Here is a 17,604-nt window from a genome sequence, read left to right as displayed (position 1 = left end):
TATGCGTACTATTAATGTAGATTTGGGCGACCGCTCGTATCCTATTCTTATCGGTAGTGGTTTACTAAAGGACATCGCCCATTATTGTACTGAGGCCGGATTTTCGGAGCGTAGTCCACTGTTAGTAGTGAGTGATACTGAAGTAGCGCCAAGGTACTTGCCGGCACTTGAAGAAGCTTTACGTTCTCACGGTTATACTGTGGTTAGTCACATAATGACGGCAGGTGAAGCCTCTAAATCATTAGCCGTGTATGAAGAAGTCATGACAACCGCGATTCAAGCAGGATTAGATCGCAATTCAGCAGTTTTAGCTTTAGGCGGCGGCGTGGTTGGCGATTTAGCAGGATTTGTAGCAGCAACCTATATGCGTGGAATCGGCTTTCTGCAAATTCCAACGACGATCCTAGCTCATGATAGTAGTGTGGGTGGTAAAGTGGCGGTCAATCATCCATTAGCCAAAAATATGATAGGGGCTTTCTATCAACCGTCAATGGTACTCTACGATTTGGATACATTACGTACTCTTCCAGCACGGCAAGTGTCATCAGGTCTGGCTGAAGTGTTAAAGCACGGTCTCCTCGTGGACAAAGAGTTCGCATATTGGTGTCGTGATCATGCCGAAGAGCTGCTAGAGCTGAATGTCGAAGCCTTAGGTTATGCTTTAGAGCGTGGCTGTGCAATTAAGGCAGATGTAGTGGCGAATGATGAGCGTGAGCATGGACTTCGAGCGATATTGAACCTTGGACATACGATCGGACATGCCATTGAAGCAGTTGGTGGGTATGGTGTGTTTCTGCACGGAGAAGCGATTGCGATTGGGATGGCGGGTTCAGCGCTATTGGCTGCGAAGCTTGGGCGGGATACTTCCATTTATGAGGATACTGTATCTATGCTGACCGCGCTGTCACTGCCTGTACGGCTTCCTTCCGAGTATGATGAAGATGAACTGATGGACGCTATGATGCATGATAAGAAATTCAAGGAAGGCAAGATGACCTTTATCGTGCCTGATTCCATAGGCTCTGTAAGCATTGTGAACGATGTGCAGGAGTCGCTTGTGCGAGAGGTTCTCGCAGAGCTTAAGAAGGAGGGAAGACCGTGGTAAACCGAGGAATTCGCGGAGCAACAACCGTGACTAAGAACGAAGAGGCAGAGATTTTACGTGAGACCGTTATATTGCTGCGGGAGATCGTAGAACGTAATGATGTTATAGCTGAGAATATAAGCAATGTATGGATTACGATGACCAATGATCTGGATGCTACTTTTCCTGCAAGAGCTATTCGTGAGATTGAAGGCTGGGAAATGGTTCCACTTATGTGTTCAACGGAAATCCCGGTTAAAGGAAGCTTGCCGATGTGTATCCGGTTGATGGTACAGATTAATACGGATAAATCGCAGCGTGAGATTCGCCACGTTTATCTGAATGAGGCTCAGAAGCTACGTCCGGATTTATCAGAGAGCAAGTCTTAAATTATAGTTGTGGGTTGTCAATGACCCTCGTCATCATGTATAGTGTAGTTAGCCGAGTATAGAAGAGTTTAGTTTAGTTGAGATGAGTATAGTTGAGCAGAGTGCGAGAAGTTTTTTAGATTAGCATGTATCGTGTAAGCAGAGTCTTTATTTTGATATGCACTGAAGTCATTTATCAGTGATATATCTTATTTAGGGATAAGTCTGTAAACACTACATAATTATGCTAATCAATGCTCAAAAACATATACTTACTTACACAAACCCTCTACTTCGGTAGAGGGTTTTTTTGTATTTCGGAACCATTCATATATCTAAGGGGGCATCTAACAATGACGAATCCAAGTGTTCAAGAGGTGGTAAAGCTGTCGCGGGATTATAATCTGATTCCTGTTGTAAAGCGACTGCTCGCGGATATGGAAACACCTATCCGATTATTCCAACGTTTCGCTGAACGTGATCGCGCGTTCTTACTTGAAAGTGTAGAGGGTGGAAAACAATGGGCACGGTATTCGTTCATCGGTAGCGATCCCTTTTTGATGATATCCGGTAAAAAGGGTGCAATTAACGTTGAAGTCGGCGGAGAGAAGAAGCAACTATACGGAAAGCCGATTGAGGAGCTTAAAGCGTTACTTCGTTCATACCGTAGTCCTAAGCTTGACGAAATGCCTCCATTTACTGGAGGGGCTATCGGATTTTTCGGATATGATCTGCTGCAATATTATGAGAAGTTACCTCAGCATCCTGTGGATGATCTCCAAATGGATGATATAAGATTTATGTTTTGCGATCGGATTATTGTTTTTGACCATGTGAAGCAACAGATTCTGCTTGTTGGTAACCTGCATGTAAAAGACGGAGATACAGATTCGGATATCAGATCCAATTATGAAAGTCTGAGTCGTAAGCTGGAGGCTATGGCCGAAGATCTACAAAAAGAAGGCCCTAAGGAAAATGTGAATCGTCGCAGCATTCCGCAGGATATCGAGCTTGGAGAGATTCATTCTAATCTCACTAAAGAGCAGTACATCAACAATGTAGAACAGGCGAAGGAATATATTCGCTCAGGCGATATTTTTCAAGTGGTATTGTCACAGCGGTTGCATATTGAAACGGAAGTTTCTCCATTGCATGTATACCGGATGCTCAGAACTCTTAACCCCTCTCCTTATATGTACTATTTGAAAATGGACGAGGAGATTATTGTTGGCACTTCACCTGAAGCACTCGTAAAGGTGGATGGAAATCGTGTAGAGACACGGCCGATTGCTGGAACTAGACCAAGGGGTGACAGTGAAGCAGCAGACCGGGCGTTTGCTGCGGAGCTCTTGGAGGATGAAAAAGAACGTGCGGAACATCTGATGCTTGTTGATCTGGGTCGTAATGATCTAGGGAGAGTATCCAAATTTGGTTCAGTAAAATGTGATTCCTTTATGGAGATTGAAAGATACTCCCATGTCATGCACATGGTATCGAATGTGTCAGGCACGCTCAGTGAGGATAAAGATTTCTTTGATGCCTTTCTCTCCTGTCTGCCTGCCGGAACGGTTTCTGGGGCACCGAAGCTGCGAGCAATGGAGATTATAGCAGAGCTGGAAAAAGAAGCTCGAGGTGCTTATGCCGGAGCAATTGGATATTTAGGGTTCTCAGGAAACATGGATTCTTGTATCACCATTCGTACCATCATCTTCCGGAAAGGTCGTGCGTACGTACAGGCCGGAGCAGGTATCGTTTGGGATTCGGTTCCCGAGAAAGAGTATGAAGAAACGGTGAATAAGGCGAAGGGCATGCTGAAAGCTATTCGTATGGCAGAAGCTATGTTTCCAACCGAAGTGAAAGAAAAACAAGTTATCAACCAAGATTATATGTACGAATATACCCCTGAACAAGTGGTTTGATTTATATAGTAACTCATTAAGGCTGGGAGGAAGAACATTATGGATGCAACGAAATTAATTCAATCAGGAATCGCCGGACTAATCGAAGGCAAGAATCTGACACGTACAGAAGCACGGGATATAATGGGTGCTATAATGCTAGGAGATGCTTCACAAGCGCAAATCGGTTCACTGCTGACCGCTTTACGAATTAAAGGAGAAACCGTGGAGGAGATTACGGGTTTTGCAGAAGCTATGAGAGGGTTCGGCACATCCGTACTGACTGATCGCGCACGCTTGTTAGATACTTGTGGTACGGGCGGTTCCGGCATCCATAAATTTAATATTTCAACCGCCTCAGCAATTATTTCATCAGCGGCTTCTGTAAGAGTTGCCAAGCATGGAAATCGCTCTGCTTCAGGCAGAGCGGGAAGTGCGGATGTACTTGAAGCCCTTGGCGTAAACATTCATCTGAATGCAGACCAAGCCCGAGAATGTCTGGATCGTATCGGCATTTGCTTTTTATTCGCACAAATTTATCATCCTTCGATGCGGCATGCAGCAGCTCCTCGCAAGGAGCTTGGTGTACGTACGATCTTCAATATGCTGGGTCCTCTTACGAATCCCGCTGGAGCTGACCGTCAGCTCCTAGGGATTTATGACCGAAATAAGACGGAGACGGTGGCTAATGTACTGAAGGAGCTGGGTTCCAAGCGCGCAATGGTTGTAAGCAGTTCGGATGGTCTGGACGAGATCAGCATCTCAGCCTCTACATTAGTGTCTGAACTAAAAGAGGGTGTAGTGAGCACTTATGAAATTACTCCGGAGGGATTAGGTCTTAACAGACATCCACTTGAAGCTGTTTTGGGTGGAGACGCAGCAGAGAACGCAGCAATTATTACCTCTGTGCTCCAAGGTGAGATCAATCCCTACCGAGATATCGTGTTAGCTAATGCAGGAGCATGTATATATGTTGCGGGTCTGGCAGATACCATGGCCGGAGGCGTCGAGAAAGCTAAAGAAGTAGTGGATTCGGGTAAGGCATTATCCAAGCTGAAACAGCTTGTTGTGATGACGGAGGAGCTTAATTATGTATCTTGATAAAATTGTCGCTACAAAGATCAAAGAGGTGGAGGCGCTCAGTAATAGCTTTTCTCTAGCTCAAGCTGAACGTGATATAGCAGCACTCCCTCAGACTAGAGGCTTTCGTAAGGCTCTGACCCAGGGGAAGAACAGGGATATAGGTTTGATTGCGGAGGTAAAGAAGGCATCCCCTTCAAAAGGGCTGATTCGTGAGGATTTCGATCCTGTTTCCATTGCAAAAGGTTATGAAGCGGGCGGCGCTGATTGTTTATCTGTTTTGACGGATACGGATTATTTTCAGGGAAGCGCTGCTTACTTGCAGCACGTGAAGGAAGCTGTAAATCTGCCGCTGCTACGCAAAGATTTCATTATCGATGAGAAACAAATTTATGAAGCGCGTATTCTTGGAGCAGATGCGGTGTTGTTAATCGTTGCTATTTTGACACCGGATAAACTGTCTCATTTTATAGAAATAGCTACTGGACTTGGAATGGATGTATTAATCGAAGTTCATGATCGGAATGAGCTTGCAGTGGTATTAAGTACAGACAAGATAACACATCCTAATATTCTGCTGGGTATTAATAATCGTAATCTGCGTACCTTTGAGACGTCCTTAGAGACAACGGCAGAGCTGGCAGCACTAGTACCTCAAGGGGTACCTGTGATCAGTGAAAGCGGAATTGCAGGGCCAAGTGATATTGACTACTTAAGAACGACTGGCGCTCACGGGGTCCTCGTAGGGGAATATCTAATGCGTCAGGCAAATGTAGAAGAAGCGGTAAATGGATTGCTAGGAATGCTTCCAAATGGAAAGGACCGTGTCCGGCATGGCTGAGACATTGGTAAAAATCTGTGGACTTCAGGACGTTGAAGTGCTAAAATCTATGTTACACTTACCACTAGATTATATTGGATTTGTATTCGCTCCTAGTCGTCGCAGGGTTACTCTGGAGCGTGCTTCCGAACTGATTGCTGAACTTCCGCAATGGAAGACTAGTGAAAAACCTAAAGCTGCAGGGGTTTTTGTTAATCCAGAGCTGAATGAGCTGAGCGAACTGCTTTCCGTTGTGTCACTAGATGTCATTCAGCTACATGGGCAGGAAAGTCCAGCCTTTTGTCAAAAGGTTCGGCAAGCTTTCCCACAAGTTCAGGTGTGGAAGGCATTGTCTGTTGCTGATAAAGAGCGTGATGACGCTGATAACAAATATACATTGGAACAATACGCAGGCTTCGTCGATGCTGTGTTGTTAGATACTTATGATCCTCAGCAGAGCGGCGGGTCTGGGCGCACGTTCGCTTGGGAGAGGTTGCCTGATTATCAGGAAATCGCGCTACGAAATGGGTTGCCGTTATTTGTGGCTGGCGGACTTCATCCTAATAACGTAGGAGAGTTGCTAGATACTTATGCTCCGTACGGAGTAGACGTGTCTAGTGGAGTAGAGAGTGAAGGCGTTAAAGATATTATTAAAATGACAGCTTTTGTGGAAAGGGTGAAGCAATCATGACACAAGTACCGGACCAGCATGGACGTTTCGGTTCATTCGGAGGGCGCTTCGTGCCCGAAACTTTGATGACTGCATTGATTGAGCTGGAGGAAGCCTATGAGAAGTATTCGGCAGACCCTGCTTTTCAAGAAGAAATAGATTATCTATTAAAGCAATATTCCGGACGGGAGACCCCACTGTATTATGCGGAACGTCTAAGTAAACATCTGGGAGAAGCAAAAATATATTTGAAGCGTGAAGATTTGAATCATACGGGCGCTCATAAGATTAACAATGCGATTGGTCAGGGAATTCTGGCTAAAATGATGGGTAAAACCAAGGTGATCGCTGAGACCGGAGCTGGTCAGCATGGTGTAGCTACTGCTACAGTTGCAGCCCTACTTGGTATGGAATGTAAGGTGTTTATGGGGGAAGAGGATACTCGTCGCCAGGCACTCAATGTATTCCGTATGAAGCTGCTTGGTGCTGAGGTAATTCCCGTTACTTCCGGATCGCGTACCTTAAAAGATGCCGGCAACGAAGCGCTTCGCTACTGGGTTAGCAATGTGGAAGATACTTTTTACATTCTCGGTTCTGCCGTAGGCCCACATCCTTATCCGATGATGGTTCGTAACTTTCAGCGGGTTATTGGTGATGAAACGCGGCGCCAGATTCTGGAGGCTGAAGGAAGACTGCCGGATGTGCTTGTTGCTGCAGTAGGCGGCGGTAGTAATGCTATCGGCATGTTCTATCCATTCGTAGAGGATAAAGGTGTCGGTATGATTGGTGTTGAGGCAGCAGGCAAGGGAATTGACACACCATTTCATGCGGCGACGATGAGCAAGGGGACTCATGGCGTATTCCAGGGTTCGATGAGTTACCTTCTGCAGGATGAACATGGTCAAGTAACAGAGGCTCATTCCATCTCCGCAGGTCTGGATTATCCAGGCGTAGGTCCTGAACACTCCTATTTAAAAGATATCGAACGCGCAAAATATGTTCCGATTACGGATGCAGAGGCGCTTGATGCACTGAAGCTGCTATGTGTAACGGAAGGTATTATTCCAGCTTTGGAGTCAGCACATGCGATAGCCCATGTAGTGAAGATGGGTCCAACCCTTACCAAGGATGATATTGTTGTTATCTGCCTGTCAGGCCGGGGAGACAAAGATGTGGAATCGATCATGGCGTACACAGAAGGGAAGGGAAATGAATGACAACCGAAACTACAAACCGGATGGATTTGGTATTCCGGAAGCTTAAAGCTGAAGAACAGACGGCATTAATTCCTTTTCTGACGGTTGGAGACCCTGATCTGGAGACTACGCTTGCCATCATCGCAGAACTGGAGGCGGCAGGTGCAGACATTTTGGAGCTGGGAGTACCTTACTCTGATCCGCTAGCAGATGGCCCTGTCATTCAGCGAGCGTCTGCACGAGCTCTGCGGGGGGAGGTTCACCTGCGTACCTGTATGGAGACCGCGTTAAAAGCTCGTCAAGCCGGAAGCAGCCTGCCCTTTATTTTGTTTTCCTATTACAATCCTATCCTGCAAATGGGGCTGGATACATTTTTCGCAGAACTGAATGCTCATGAGATTAGTGGTCTTATTATTCCAGATCTTCCTGTCGAGGAATCAGAGGAGATGCGTCGCCGCAGTAGTGAAGTTGGCGTTAATCTCATTCCACTAGTTGCACCGACCTCAAGTGAACGTATTGCGAAGATTGTCTCAGGTGCGAGTGGGTTTATCTATTGTGTATCCTCGTTAGGTGTGACAGGGGAACGATCCACTTTCCATGCTGATGTAGAGGCGTTTATTGATTCCGTGCGTCAAGCTACGGATCTGCCGGTGGCTGTAGGATTTGGGATCTCAACTGGCGAACAGGTGGCCCGCTTTGCTCAGATTTGCGATGGCGTGGTAGTAGGTAGTGCGATTGTTCGTAAAATAGAAGAGGTCATTCCGCTGCTCGATAATCCCGCTACACGGAATGAGGGGCTGTTGCAAATTCGAGAATTTGTGGCACAATTAAAAAGACCATAACAGTGTCATTTTGACCTGTGTATAGTGGAGTAATCAACTATGGAGAGCGAGGACTATTCATGAATCCAAAACCGAATATAGTTAATCTCCCTGTCTACAAACCAGGGAAACCTATAGACGAAGTTAAGAAGGAGCTTGGCTTAAGTGAGGTTATTAAGCTTGCATCCAATGAGAACCCGTATGGAGCTTCCCCGAGTGCTAAAGAAGCTATTCTAGCAGAGCTTGAGAATCTTTATCTATATCCAGACGGATCGGCCGTTGAGTTGACGGCAGCACTTGCCAACCGTCTTGGTGTGAACAGCGATAATATTATTTTTGGCTGTGGTTCTGATGAGATTATTGCTCTTATTGCTCGTGCTTTCTTCTTGCCAGGTGATGAGACAATCATGGCTGACCAGACCTTCTCTGTGTATAAGAGTAACGCAGATATCGAAGGCGCTGTGTCCATCGAGGTACCACTTGTAAATGGTACACATGATCTGGATGGGATGCTGGCCCGTATTACGGACCGTACGAAGGTTATCTGGATTTGTAATCCGAATAACCCAACAGGAACGATTGTACCAGAGGAAGCCTTGGTTTCTTTCCTTGATGCTGTTCCTTCCAATGTAATGGTTGTTCTTGATGAAGCATACTGTGAGTACGTAACAGATCTTTCTTACTCCAACGGTATCCAATTATTAAATCGTTATACGAATTTGGTTGTGCTTCGCACATTCTCCAAAATTTATGGCTTAGCCGCATTGCGTATTGGTTATGGCGTTGCTAGTCCTGAGATTATTTCATTGATCAACAAGGTACGCGAGCCTTTCAATACCACTCGTCTTGCGCAAGCCGCGGCTCTTGCTGCCTTGAATGACCAAGAATACGTGGAGGAATGCCGTCGTCTTAATAGCGCGGGTATTGTCCAATTACAAGGTGAATTCAAACGTCTGGGCCTTGAATCCTTCCCTGCACACGGGAACTTCATTATGGTAGATGTTCGTAAACCTGCAACCGAGGTTTTCGATGCTTTGATGCGTAAAGGAATCATAGTAAGAGCGGGTCATCAAGTTTACCCTACTTATATTCGTGTTACTGTGGGCTCAGCTGAACAGAACACAGCGTTTATAACTGCGCTGGAACAAACGCTTATAGAGTCTGGTGTGCGCGCTTAGTAATAAACAGCAAGACTAGACTAAAAAAGGCAGGTAGTTCAAAGAACATGACGACAAAAATAGCTATATTCGGTGTCGGTCTGATCGGAGGCTCACTGGCCCTTTGCTTTAAAGGCAAGGAGGGCCTGACCGTCGTAGGACATGCCCACCGTCCTGAATCCGCGAGTAAATATATAAGCAGAGGTGTGGTTGATCAAGCCACGCTTTCTGTTGAAGAAGCGGCACTTGATGCTGATTTCATTTTTTTATGTGTACCGGTAGGGATGTTAGAGGATTATCTGCAGCAATTAAGTAAATTGCCTCTAAAACCCGGCTGCATTATTACAGATGTAGGAAGCACGAAAGCTAGTATTGCCGCATGTGCGGTCTCCTTAGATATTCCTGGAGTACATTTTATCGGCGGACACCCAATGGCAGGATCAGAGCGCTCAGGTGTTGAGGCAGCTTCATCACTGCTATTTGAGAATGCCTATTATGTGTTGACGCCTCCTCCAGGAGTGCCAGATGAGGCTTATCATGCACTGGAGTCTCTACTACACCACACAAGAGCACAGATAGTACGCCTTGATCCAGAACGCCATGATGAGATTGTAGGTGCCATTAGTCATTTACCGCATATTATTGCTGTTGCTTTGGTAAATCAGATTCGTGCCTATGACGATACCGACTCCTTATATAGCACGCTAGCTGCAGGGGGCTTTCGGGATATCACTCGGATTGCGTCCAGCGATCCTATAATTTGGCGAGACATTTTGCTGAACAATCGTTCCGTAATGCTTCGTTTATTGAAGGATTGGAACGAGGAAGTTTCTTCTTTTGTTCGTCTCCTGGAAAGTGAAGATGGCGTAGGAATTGAAGAGGCTTTCCAAGAAGCGAATGGCTTCCGCAGTCAGTTGCCTGAACGGCGTAAAGGCATGATCGCACCTTTATTTGACCTACATATTGATGTACCGGATCATCCGGGGATTATCGGTCGTATCGCTACTGAGCTGGGGGATCAAGGCATTAACCTTAGCAACGTACAAATCATCGAGAGTCGTGAAGATGTGCCGGGTATTATGCGCCTATCTTTTCGACAGGAGAACGATATGGAACGTGCGAAGGTGCTTCTGCAGCAGCACGATTATACCGTATATGTGTAGTTAGTAGCCCTTCCAATATGGAGGGGCTTTTATTTCGTTTTAGGATCTGAAAGAGCATACTGTTGAAAACAGCTACTGCTTCAAGTGGATGCAGAAGAGGGTATTAATAATGAGTGGGGCTAATACAGCGCTTACAGGACAAAAAAAGACCGCTTACAAAGTAAGCGGCTACAGTTCACAATAAATTGGAACCGTGTAGTATTTGGATAGGAGTGGAGAGAAACCATACTGTACTTTTATTATATGTATACGTTTACATTTTGTCAACAGTTTATTAAAAAGAGATTAAAGTCACATTACAGTGATCAAAGTCTTATGGTTGAACTTCATGTTCGTTTATAATCTGTTGTCAGGTCATGCTGACGAGATTACTGCTCTGAAGTCTATTAATGTCATCCTATGAGAATCTGTGATACAATAGATCTGGTATATTTCTAGATTCGTTATAAAATTTATATGCTCATAGAAATATGCCATTTTTCTTTTTATATTCATCACAATCATCATGCCTTAATTATTGGGTGTTTGAATATACATAGGTGTATTTCAAAATTGAAGAACGGATAAGTTGCACGTCATATATTTTCCCTTAAATTCCCACAAGGAACGTTTGTCTTACATAAAAGGTCGACAATATCGTTTCTTCTTGTAATAAACTAAAAAGTTGTAGTAAACCAGCGCAACTTTTAAAGCCCAAACCGGTATAATAAGTACGGACCGGACGGGAAAAGACGTGCAAGGGCGAGGAGGGCCAATCTCACCATGACGGATTCCCAGTTGATCCAGGAAATTAAACAAGGCAACACAGAATTATATTCAGAATTAATGCGTCGTTATCAACGAAAAATATTGGCATTTGTATATCATATGCTTAGAAACTCACAAATGGAGCTAATTGCAGAGGACCTTTGTTCGGAGACTTTCTACAAGGCATTCCGTAGCTTGCATTCCTTTCGAGAGGTAGATGCTTCCTTTTCAACGTGGTTGTACACTATTGCTCGTAATACCGTGCTAAGTGAGCTTCGTAAGAATCGTGCCGGAAATGTATCCCTAGAAGAGAGTGGATATACTCCCGTTGCACCGTTTGAAGTAGCGCCTGAGCAGGCTGCATTGCGTAAAGAACGGATGAATTTGGTTCGTGAGGCAATTAATAATCTTCCGGAGAAACAACGCTCTGCGTTAATCCTGCGTGAATACGATCAGATGGATTATCAAGAAATTGCAGAAATTTTGGATCAGAGTGTAAGCTCCGTGAAATCATTGTTGTTTCGTGCCAGAAGTAGTGTGAAGCTTCAACTCGAATCCTATTTCAATGAGCCTGAAGTTGAAGAGCAGGTTGAGAGGGTGTAAGGCGAATGAATTGCAGGGAAGCGCAAGAATGTATTCCGCTCTTGTGGGACGCTCCCCCCACACATCCTAGGCGGATTTTGCTCGAACAACATATTGAAACTTGTCCTTACTGCGCTGCTGAATGGTCTCTGTGGCAAGAGAGTAGCCAGCTTATGCATGATTTGAAAGAAGAGATTAGTGAAGAGCGTGCAGAAGTTATAAATGTTAAAGTTATGGAGCGGATTTATCTAGAGAGTCCTTGGTTGATGCCAGGGGATGGGAAATCCGCAGGGACATCTGCCATTGTTCGTCATAGGCTTAGTCTCTGGATCGCTTGCTTCCTGGCGGTATTTTTGTCTAGTGTTCTTTACTTTACTATGTTTAGAACACCTGCAGATATCACTGTGGCTCAAAGTGGAATTGTAGAGACTGGCGTTGCTGGCTCTATGGAATGGACTTCTACTTATCCCATTTTAGGCTCTGAAGGTGGGATTATTGAACCGCTTGTAGTAAATATGGGACCTACTCATCCTCAATATTGGATGATGTTATCCATGCTTGGCGTGGGTTTTGCAGTGTTTTCGTTAACCCGGCTGAATCGATATCGCAGATCATAAAGGGTCTATTGATGTATGACTTAACTATTGCAGTATATAATAGTGTTAAGAATGATGTAGGAGTCCCTTTATGTAAAGATAAGGGGCTTTTTTGTATTCTAATACGCATAAAAGAAGACTTTTTATTTCATCCATGTTACATTAAGAGACAAATACTTGGGTGAAAAGGGGGAGGTAATATGCTAATCGGCTTGATACGCCATGGATTGACGGACTGGAACGCAATTGGAAAGATACAGGGGCAAAGTGATATTCCGCTTAATGATGAAGGACGGATGCAAGCTGCTATGCTTGCTGACCGCTTATTACAAGAGCCGTATCGCTGGGATTATTGCATTACAAGTAACCTTTCCCGGGCAGCAGAGACAGGCAAGATCATCGCTGATAAATTAAATGTACCGTTGCTTGATCCTGATGATCGGATCCGGGAACGTGCCTACGGGCAAGTAGAAGGACTTACTGCCGCTGAGCGTGAAGAGAAGTGGGGGAAAGATTGGAGTCAGCTTTCACTTGGTCAAGAAACTGACGAACAGCTTCAAGCACGTGCACTTGCCTTTATGGAGGATATTTCTGCGCAGCATCCCAATCGGAACATACTAGTTATATCTCATGGAGGGTTCCTCGCTCAACTGTATACTGCATTTTACAAAGATAAGTATTCTGAGCGAATTGGGAATTTATCCCTGACAATTTTGGAGAAAAAAGAACGGGAATGGAACCCTATTCTATATAATTGTACTCGCCATATCCTGCAAAATCAGCGTTAACCCGTGCATCGGGTTATTTTTTTTGCGCAAAGGGGAATAAAAAGGGCTGTATTTCCCATAATGGTAGTAAAACGGTGAGGCGATAAAACATGAATCTGGCGGATATGCTCACTTATGCAGATATTGGACAGCTGACCGCCATAGCGGGACGCTACCGGTGTGAATGCAAGCAGAATTCCAAACATGACTTGATCCAGAGTATTTTGATTATGCTTGGAAGCAGAAGTTTTATGGAGTCTCATATCCGGGAATGTACTCCGGAGGATCTACGGTTTCTGAATACATTACTTTTTGATGAACGCAGCTACTTTAGTCTGGAAGATTTGTTGGCTGTAGCTAGACAGGCTTCTTTTGATGCTCCAGAAGGAAAGACCGGAGGCTTCCGAGAAATGGTGTCTCGTTTCAAAAGCGGAGGCTGGCTCTTTAGCGGTTCCTCCCAGCAAACCAGATACTTGTTCCAAGTGCCTAAAGACTTGAAAGAGCGCTTTCGTGAGACGATGAGCGCACATATCAAGGATAAGGTTGCGGTTAGCTCTGAACCAGCCATGTATCGAAATGAAGGAGAATTGTTATTAAGTGATCTGGTTATGCTTCTGAGATATATCAAGGAAAATGAGCCAGAGCTTAATCAGGAAGGGGCAATGTATAGGCGGTATCAGCAAGGAGTGATGAATGCACTTCATATTCCGGAGGATCTTCTTAGCAAAGGCGGCTGGAGATTTGGTTATGGTAGGGCATGTGAGCATTATCCGCCTAGATTAGCGCTCCTGTATGATTATGTTCGTCATCGCCGCTGGATCACTGAAGAAGGTTTTCGGCTAAGGCTTACGGCGACAGGAGAGGCAGTGTTAGCCAACGGAAAATGTGACTCGTTGATGCAGATATTCTCTTTTTGGTTAAAACTATATAAGGGGGCTGTACCAAACCTGCCTTCACTTGTGTATTGGGTAAGCATTAGTGCTGGGAATTGGGTGAGCGTACCTTCATTAGTGGATGGTATTGGGTGGTTAATTAAACCGTTCTATTATGACAATGCTGCCTCTATTCTGGAGCAACGAATTATTCGGATGATGGTGCACCTTGGGATGCTTAAATTAGGGGAGACTACTGCTGGTCTCACTGTGATGATGACGCCGTGGGGGATGGAGATGGCCGTGCCTAAACATCTATAGTAGTATGAAGGCATACAAGCAAATGCTTATGGGGATTACATACGTAGATGAGGACTTCGCTTTGGTTGTTGATAGGAACAATAGATGAAGTATTGATCAGAATGGGTAAATATGTAGAACGTAGACAGGATTGTTGAATATGATTTAGTAGGTGCCGTCACTTTTGAAACCGAAAACAAAATCATCTTGATGGATATCAAAATATTAAAGTAATAAGGATCTCTTAAACAGCGGAGGTGTATCGAATGGACAAAATGAAGGCTACGTACGAAGTGATGCTAGGACTTGCGGCAGAAATGGTGTGGGATGAAGCGCTGCGAAAGCGTCGCTCCGACATCTTGCACCGTGAGATTGACACGGCGCTGGCTACAGGAGATAAATTGGCTTTTCGAAATCTTACAGAAGAACTTAAAAGTTTGGCATAAAGAAATGCGCATAGCGCATTTCTTTTTTTATTAAATAGGTACCTATTCAACTCACTTTCTGTATCAATTAGAGGTGAAGGAAGACGGGTGAAAATCTAAATCTAGACGTTTGTCTTCCTCTTTCAATATAATGGGATTTATAACATCGGGCAAATTTGTGAAAAGTGGATGCGAAGAAGGATCGCAAATAGGGAGATGACATTAATGAAATTCAGTGATTTTGAAGTTGAACAGTGGGAAGAAAATCGAAAGTTCTATGATACATGTCTCATACCTTTTACAGGATTAAGTGGGTCCGAGAGTCCCCCTGAGACGGTTCAAGCATTAGAAAGATTACGTGATTTTATGGATTTGGTGGAAATACCGTTTAAGGGACGGATTGTAACTTACCCGGCGATTCAGTATGGAGGGGAAGGATATGTCGATCTAATTAATGAGGTTTGCCGAAAAGTCAAATCCAGTGGTTTCCAGTATGCCGTGGTGTTAACAGCAGATATAGCACTTCTGGAACAAGAAATTTTTGAAAGCGATTTAGTACTCTCTCTGCCTATCATTGAGGGCTCTCTGGAAGGTAAGATTAATAGTGATATTGGTATGAAAATTCAAAAGATGTGGGGACGGTGAGTCTCTTTTAAATGTGACAGAAAATCAACAATTGTAAGCAGAAATCACTTTTTGGCCTGTCACAAATTAGACAATATTCTTGACGGGTTTTAGTGCCTAAGCTATTATTAGGTTGAATCGAAATGGTATGTGATGTATTTCATTGAAAAGATTTGAAAACGGATTATTTATAGTAAGGCATCTCTGATCGGACACCTTAGATACTTTCTTATATCTTGAGAAGGGGGTTATATAACAGTATGAGCAGCCATAATGATCAACAGGATATTTGGCCTGAACAACCACCCAGCCGTAAAGAGATGTCGCGCAGGCAATTTTTGACCTACACGCTAGGTGGCGCTACTGCTTTTATGGGGGCAGGTACAATTCTCCCAATGGTCCGTTTTGTCGTGGACCCAATATTACATAAGAAGGGCGCAGGTGATTTTATAAAGGTTGCTGAAATTAGCAAAATCACCGAAGAGCCCCAAGAGTTTACGTTTGAATTGAAACAGAAAGACGGATGGTACGACAGCACAGCGACGCTGACTGCGTGGATCCGTAAAGACGCAAAGGGTGATATTTATGCGCTTTCACCCATTTGTAAACATTTAGGATGTACGGTTGGATGGAACAATGATAAGGCACATCCGGACGAGTATCATTGTCCTTGCCACGGTGCGCGTTATACCAAACTCGGCAAAAATCTCGAAGTAGCTCCAAAACCGCTTGACCAGTATAAAACGAAATTTGATAACGGGTGGGTTCTTTTGGGTGATATTGTGCCTAATACAGTAGCTAGTGAGGAGGCGTAGGTTCTAATGTTTAAAAATGTCTATAACTGGATTGACGAACGTTTGGATGTTACGCCAATTTGGAGAGACGTGGCCGACCACGAGGTTCCTGAGCATGTTAACCCGGCCCATCACTTCTCTGCGTTTGTGTATTGTTTTGGCGGACTGACCTTTTTTATTACAGTGATTCAGATCTTATCGGGTATGTTCTTAACGATGTATTATGTTCCAGATATTATCAATGCTTATGCAAGTGTTGAGTATTTACAATCTAGTGTTGCCTTTGGACAAATTGTTCGCGGAATGCATCACTGGGGTGCCAGTCTTGTCATTGTTATGATGTTCCTTCATACGATGCGCGTCTTCTTTACAGGCTCTTATAAAGCTCCGCGTGAGATGAACTGGGTAGTTGGAATGCTCATCTTCTTCGTAATGTTGGGGCTTGGTTTAACGGGTTACTTATTGCCTTGGGATAATAAAGCTTACTTCGCGACTAAAGTAACACTCGAAATTGCTAACTCTGTTCCAGTGATGGGACCCGTATTGAAAGAACTTATGCAAGGCGGTACGATTGTTGGTGCAGAAACGTTGACTCGGTTCTTCGCACTTCATGTATTCTTCCTCCCAGCGGTGCTTCTTAGTCTGCTCGTAGGACACTTTATTATGATCCGCAGACAAGGGATTTCTGGACCGTTGTAAGTTAATCTAAGAGAGGAGGAATACGGATGGCACATGGAAACAATTCTAAGGAAAAGGTTGTATATGTCGGTGATACCAGAGTTCGTAAAGGCAATGGATTTATCACACCTCCAGACTATTCAGCCTATCCTGGTAAATCGGAAGCCTTTATCCCTAACTTTCTACTGAAAGAATGGATGGTTGGCGTCGTTGTACTTGTAGGAATATTAGTGCTTACTATTTCAGAGCCAGCGCCGCTAGGGTTTCCAGCGAATGCGAGTGCTACGGTTATCCCAATTCCTGACTGGTATTTCTTGTTTCTCTATCAGTATTTGAAGCTTCCTTATGCTTCAGGTGATTATATCGTTCTGGGTACATTAGGTGTAACCGGTGTAGCTTTTGGTTCACTTCTTTTAGCACCATTTCTTGACACGGGCAGAGAACGTCGCTTCTATCGTAGACCGATCGCTTCATCTTTGATGTTCTTATCGCTAGCGGCGATTGTGTACTTAACAAATACCGCTTGGACGGAATACAAACATGAAATGACTGAAACTGGTCAAATTCCTGAAGATGTTCAACGGGAAGAGAAGGCGGCAGAGAATAGGGCGAAGGGGCTTCCAACCTCGAGTGCAGTTAAGGCAAAGGAAGTAGCGATTGTAGATAAGGATGATCCGGCTATGGGGCTGTTTAAGCAAGCTACTTGCATCTCTTGTCATGCGGCGGATTTGAAAGGGGCAGGCGGGCCTTCACTTCGCGGCGTTGGGGACACCCATGATAAAGAAGCAATCCTTACTATTATAAAAGAGGGTCAAGGACAGATGCCGAAGATGTATGATATTGCTCTGGGAGCGGGGCTTTCGGATCAAGACATTGATGCCTTGGCAGACTGGCTTGCCAAACAAAAAAGCGAACAGTAAAATAAAAATAACGCAAAACCTGATCGAAACTGCGGTCAGGTT

The 17,604-nt window shown here is 44.5% G+C and carries 19 protein-coding genes; all 19 read left to right on the top strand.

Annotation, left to right across the window (positions count from 1 at the left end; genetic code table 11):
* The first annotated feature begins 1 nt into the window (after position 1).
* The 19 genes from aroB (at position 2) to MHI27_RS21405 (ending at position 17,562) form a co-directional block, all read left to right on the top strand.
* Positions 2-1,105: a 3-dehydroquinate synthase gene (gene aroB / locus MHI27_RS21495; protein ID WP_076284564.1), complete on the top strand. Its 1,104-nt coding sequence runs from the start codon at positions 2-4 to the stop codon at positions 1,103-1,105.
* Positions 1,099-1,473, top strand: a complete 375-nt coding sequence (aroH, locus tag MHI27_RS21490) for a chorismate mutase (protein ID WP_042190180.1) — start codon at positions 1,099-1,101, stop codon at positions 1,471-1,473. Before aroB ends, aroH begins: the two co-directional genes overlap by 7 nt.
* A 332-nt stretch (positions 1,474-1,805) precedes the next feature.
* Positions 1,806-3,371 (top strand): anthranilate synthase component I, encoded by a 1,566-nt coding sequence (trpE, locus tag MHI27_RS21485; RefSeq protein ID WP_340971559.1) that lies wholly within the window; start codon positions 1,806-1,808, stop codon positions 3,369-3,371.
* A gap of 39 nt (positions 3,372-3,410) precedes the next feature.
* Complete coding sequence (trpD, locus tag MHI27_RS21480) at positions 3,411-4,451, top strand: anthranilate phosphoribosyltransferase (protein ID WP_341060072.1); 1,041 nt, start codon at positions 3,411-3,413, stop codon at positions 4,449-4,451.
* Positions 4,441-5,271 (top strand): indole-3-glycerol phosphate synthase TrpC, encoded by an 831-nt coding sequence (gene trpC / locus MHI27_RS21475; RefSeq protein ID WP_341060074.1) that lies wholly within the window; start codon positions 4,441-4,443, stop codon positions 5,269-5,271. The genes trpD and trpC overlap by 11 nt, the downstream gene beginning before the upstream one ends.
* On the top strand, positions 5,264-5,941 hold the full coding sequence (locus tag MHI27_RS21470) for a phosphoribosylanthranilate isomerase (RefSeq protein WP_076284567.1): 678 nt from the start codon (positions 5,264-5,266) through the stop codon (positions 5,939-5,941). The genes trpC and MHI27_RS21470 overlap by 8 nt, the downstream gene beginning before the upstream one ends.
* Complete coding sequence (gene trpB / locus MHI27_RS21465) at positions 5,938-7,137, top strand: tryptophan synthase subunit beta (protein ID WP_042190170.1); 1,200 nt, start codon at positions 5,938-5,940, stop codon at positions 7,135-7,137. Before MHI27_RS21470 ends, trpB begins: the two co-directional genes overlap by 4 nt.
* The gene (trpA, locus tag MHI27_RS21460; RefSeq protein WP_341060076.1) at positions 7,134-7,958 is read left to right on the top strand and encodes a tryptophan synthase subunit alpha; all 825 of its coding nucleotides are present in this window, start codon (positions 7,134-7,136) and stop codon (positions 7,956-7,958) included. The genes trpB and trpA overlap by 4 nt, the downstream gene beginning before the upstream one ends.
* A gap of 59 nt (positions 7,959-8,017) precedes the next feature.
* Positions 8,018-9,115: a histidinol-phosphate transaminase gene (hisC, locus tag MHI27_RS21455; protein WP_076284569.1), complete on the top strand. Its 1,098-nt coding sequence runs from the start codon at positions 8,018-8,020 to the stop codon at positions 9,113-9,115.
* Between the two features lie 47 nt (positions 9,116-9,162).
* On the top strand, positions 9,163-10,257 hold the full coding sequence (locus tag MHI27_RS21450; protein ID WP_076284570.1) for a prephenate dehydrogenase: 1,095 nt from the start codon (positions 9,163-9,165) through the stop codon (positions 10,255-10,257).
* A gap of 762 nt (positions 10,258-11,019) precedes the next feature.
* The gene (locus MHI27_RS21445) at positions 11,020-11,607 is read left to right on the top strand and encodes an RNA polymerase sigma factor (RefSeq protein WP_042190156.1); all 588 of its coding nucleotides are present in this window, start codon (positions 11,020-11,022) and stop codon (positions 11,605-11,607) included.
* A 5-nt stretch (positions 11,608-11,612) separates the two neighbouring features.
* Complete coding sequence (locus tag MHI27_RS21440) at positions 11,613-12,203, top strand: anti-sigma factor (protein ID WP_042190154.1); 591 nt, start codon at positions 11,613-11,615, stop codon at positions 12,201-12,203.
* 179 nt (positions 12,204-12,382) lie between these two features.
* Complete coding sequence (locus MHI27_RS21435) at positions 12,383-12,970, top strand: histidine phosphatase family protein (protein ID WP_042190151.1); 588 nt, start codon at positions 12,383-12,385, stop codon at positions 12,968-12,970.
* A gap of 89 nt (positions 12,971-13,059) precedes the next feature.
* Complete coding sequence (locus MHI27_RS21430; RefSeq protein WP_405174681.1) at positions 13,060-14,142, top strand: hypothetical protein; 1,083 nt, start codon at positions 13,060-13,062, stop codon at positions 14,140-14,142.
* Positions 14,143-14,387: 245 nt separating this feature from the next.
* Positions 14,388-14,567, top strand: a complete 180-nt coding sequence (locus MHI27_RS21425) for an IDEAL domain-containing protein (protein WP_042129535.1) — start codon at positions 14,388-14,390, stop codon at positions 14,565-14,567.
* A 204-nt stretch (positions 14,568-14,771) separates the two neighbouring features.
* Positions 14,772-15,191: a DUF2487 family protein gene (locus MHI27_RS21420; RefSeq protein ID WP_149646826.1), complete on the top strand. Its 420-nt coding sequence runs from the start codon at positions 14,772-14,774 to the stop codon at positions 15,189-15,191.
* Positions 15,192-15,430: 239 nt separating this feature from the next.
* Positions 15,431-15,985, top strand: a complete 555-nt coding sequence (locus MHI27_RS21415; protein ID WP_042190144.1) for a ubiquinol-cytochrome c reductase iron-sulfur subunit — start codon at positions 15,431-15,433, stop codon at positions 15,983-15,985.
* 6 nt (positions 15,986-15,991) lie between these two features.
* Positions 15,992-16,663 (top strand): menaquinol-cytochrome c reductase cytochrome b subunit, encoded by a 672-nt coding sequence (gene qcrB / locus MHI27_RS21410; RefSeq protein ID WP_042129529.1) that lies wholly within the window; start codon positions 15,992-15,994, stop codon positions 16,661-16,663.
* A gap of 26 nt (positions 16,664-16,689) precedes the next feature.
* Positions 16,690-17,562 carry a c-type cytochrome gene (locus MHI27_RS21405; RefSeq protein WP_405174680.1) on the top strand — a complete coding sequence of 291 codons (873 nt, stop codon included), beginning with the start codon at positions 16,690-16,692 and terminating at the stop codon, positions 17,560-17,562.
* Positions 17,563-17,604: the final 42 nt, after the last annotated feature.

Source organism: Paenibacillus sp. FSL H8-0261 (genome assembly GCF_045040645.1).
Lineage (GTDB): Bacteria > Bacillota > Bacilli > Paenibacillales > Paenibacillaceae > Paenibacillus_AQ.
This window is presented reverse-complemented; position numbering and strand designations above follow the sequence as displayed.